The organism is Comamonas sp. wu1-DMT (assembly GCF_040187805.1).
GTDB classification, from domain to species: Bacteria; Pseudomonadota; Gammaproteobacteria; order Burkholderiales; family Burkholderiaceae_C; genus Comamonas; species Comamonas thiooxydans.
Window position 1 is genome coordinate 1 of sequence record NZ_JBANEM010000057.1, and the last position, 826, is coordinate 826.

The window sequence follows — 826 nt, forward strand, 5'->3', positions numbered from 1 at the left end:
CGACCCCAACATTGATCCGAACAACCCGGAGTTCCCCGGCCAAGAGTTCACGCCAGGCCCCAACGGCGGCTACAAGATCACCGTGGACGAAGACCAGCCCTTTAACGGCAAGGTCACGGGCACGGACAAAGACGGCGATACGCTGGAGTACACCAAGGGCACAGGCCCCAGCCATGGCACGGTGACCATCGACAAGGACACCGGCGAGTACACCTACACGCCCGATCCGGACTACAACGGCCCCGATGAATTCACGGTCATCGTGGACGACGGCAAGGGCGGCCAGACCACCACCACGGTGACGGTCGAGTTCAAGCCGGAAGTGGACGTGGTCGACGACACGGCGACGACCGGCTACGACAAGCCCGTCACCATCGACGTGCTGGGCAACGACGACTTCGAAGGCGCCCACCCCACCATCACCCAGGTGAACGGCCAGGCCATCACCGAAGGCGGTGCCGCCGTGGTCGTGGACCACGGTGAGGTCAAGCTGGTGAATGGCCAACTGGTGTTCACACCCGAGGCGGGCTATCACGGCGACGCCGAGTTCAGCTACACAGCCAAGACCGACAAGGGCTCGGAAGAGACGGCCAACGTCACCGTGACCGTGGCAGCCAACCAGCTGCCCGAGCCGATCGACCCCAACATTGATCCGAACAACCCGGAGTTCCCCGGCCAAGAGTTCACGCCAGGCCCCAACGGCGGCTACAAGATCACCGTGGACGAAGACCAGCCCTTTAACGGCAAGGTCACGGGCACGGACAAAGACGGCGATACGCTGGAGTACACCAAGGGCACAGGCCCCAGCCATGGCACGGTGACCATC

General features: G+C 63.6%; 1 protein-coding gene. It reads left to right on the forward strand.

What is annotated here, in order from left to right:
* The coding region (locus tag V8Z78_RS27020) for an Ig-like domain-containing protein (RefSeq protein ID WP_349732512.1) at positions 1-826 on the forward strand (826 nt) is incomplete at both ends.